This is a genomic window from Candidatus Saccharimonadales bacterium (assembly GCA_035457485.1).
In the GTDB taxonomy this organism is placed as follows: Bacteria; Patescibacteriota; Saccharimonadia; order Saccharimonadales; family EFPC-124; genus DATIBO01.
In genome coordinates this window covers 1-2,142 of the sequence record DATIBO010000009.1, presented here as the reverse complement: position 1 = coordinate 2,142, position 2,142 = coordinate 1, and the positions used below count along the sequence as shown (strand labels likewise).

The 2,142-nt window shown below is 45.5% G+C and carries 2 protein-coding genes; both read right to left on the bottom strand.

Annotation, left to right across the window (positions count from 1 at the left end):
- Positions 1–200, bottom strand: a 200-nt coding sequence (locus tag VLA77_05085; GenBank protein HSE29929.1) for a DUF4142 domain-containing protein, incomplete at its 3' end; no start/stop codon positions are given.
- A gap of 355 nt (positions 201–555) precedes the next feature.
- Positions 556–1,869: an IS1380 family transposase gene (locus VLA77_05080; protein ID HSE29928.1), complete on the bottom strand. Its 1,314-nt coding sequence runs from the start codon at positions 1,867–1,869 to the stop codon at positions 556–558.
- Positions 1,870–2,142 lie beyond the last annotated feature (273 nt).

The following is a 2,142-nucleotide window of genomic DNA, read 5'->3' as shown; positions in this document are numbered from 1 at the left end:
CGATGCGCATATGCCTTAACGTCTTCATTTGAAGCCTTTTCCTTGGCAAGCTGGCCATTTTTTATGTCTACCTGGTTGGCGGTAACTACAATGTGTGCAATTTCGGCATCACTAAGTTCGCCTCCTTTACCCGCGGTCTCTGCGTAAACCGCAAAAGTAGGCAGCATTAGAGCAACGGCTAACATGAGTAATTTTTTCATAAGATCTCCTTGTGGTATGTTTGATATTATCGGACGAACAACGTGTCTTCCGGTTAACTATGGTGAGGGATAAGGCAAACTTATTCTGTTCGTTACCGCACACAAGCCAAACAATATAGCCAATTAACCCGAATATTGCACGAGCATCAAAAATAAGAGCGAATTTGCCAGAAACTCATTTTACAATTGGACAAATCAGATCTCTATTCAAAATTTGTTGTGATGGAATGCGTTTTTCTGAGGATTTTGTTGGAAATTATGACAAAAAAGAGGTTTTTCTTTGTTGACAGGCGTAGCACATCCACCACATTGCTATTGTATGCGGTAAACGGCGGTTCATAATCCTGGGAATGAGTTATCCAGGAGCAAGTCTGGCTGCGGTTTGGAAGAACAGTTTTTGGTAGGGGCAGCTACTTGCAAGTAAAAAGCGAATACGGCGGGTATTACGTAGGATGACGGCACCAATTTTGATCAGTTTGAGGCGTAATGTGCTCACATAGGCCTGAGCCAGCTCTGTATCTTGCAATGCAAGTCGCCGTATGGTTTCCAGCAAGATGTAAGCCAGCGAGGACAGGAGTAGACGAAATTGATTTGACCACCACCGATGGCAACTGGTGCGATCTGCAAACAGATCGAGCTGTTGTTCCTTGATCCGGTTTTCCATTTCACCGCGTAAACAATAAATCTTATCGTACAGAAGCTGCGGTTTACTGGTCAGATTGGTGACGAGATAACGTGGATTACTGCCTTTCTCAGTATGTTCGATTTTAACAATGATGCGCCGTGTCCGCTTCCAGCTTTTTGCAGCATATTGAAACTCGTCAAATCGTCGTACTTTCTCACCTGATTCAATATACTGCTTCTCTGCCGCTTGCTGCCATCGCGCAGTGATCTCATTCAGTCGCTTGTTTTGGGCGATACCCACGATATAACCCACCTCATGTCGCTCACACCATGCCAACATTCTGCGGCGGCAAAAACCACTGTCACCTCGAAAAATGATACGAACTGCAGGCCAGCTCTGCCTGAACCGTTTTACCAGTAACGACAGAATGGCCCAGGCATGTTTTGCCCCATCAATATTGCTTGGCCGCAGGTAGCTTACCAGCAGTTGATCCTGGCAGAACACATACAGCGGCAAAAAGCAGTAGTGATCATAATAACCATGAAAGAAGCGGCCTTCCTGTTTGCCATGAACCGCATCATCAGTGGCATCAAAATCCAGCATCAGTTCTTTGGGTGGCTGTTTAAATGAAGCCATAAACCGCTCTACCATTACTTGATGAACATGCCAGGCCGTTTGCCGATTCGCCCGATTCTCCCAGCGGCATAAGGTAGAGCTGCTCGCCAATACCTCTGCGCGTTCAACAGCTGATTGAATAGCCAAATCATGGCGTAATTGCCGATGATCATTGAGGTCTTCATAACCACATGCCACCGCATAAATCCGTTGGCGCAATAGAGTCAAACTATCATGCTTGCAACTTGCCTGCCGACGATTATCGTCCAGCGCTTGAGCAACAGCTTTGCTCAACCCAATGCATTTATCCACTTGCCGCAATAACAGGACACCACCATCTGAAGTAATATCCCCGCCTTGGAAATTTACTTCAATAATACGCTTTTTTACCTCTGGAAAATTAAACGATTCCTGGGTACACTTTGTCATTGGCAATTCCTTTTCTTTATTCAGCTTAGGTAACTGAATTATAAAGATTTAATGAGGAATTGCCACCTCCCTTCGTGCAATATTCGGGTTAAACATAAATTAATTGCAGTTTACAGATGACATATCCGGTATCATTTCGCCACAAGGGTATCCGCTCAAGAGAAGGAGAACTTACCACCGCGCAAGTGGCCAAGTGTTGTTATGTAGGGGCAGCCAGTGTGACACCCTGGATCAAGGCTCCCAATCCCAGGGCGACCCGCAACAAGCTTTCAT

Bases quoted from the DNA above. Each gene is read 5' to 3' on its own strand.
- VLA77_05080 (HSE29928.1), bottom strand. From the start codon at position 1,869: ATGACAAAGTGTACCCAGGAATCGTTTAATTTTCCAGAGGTAAAAAAG.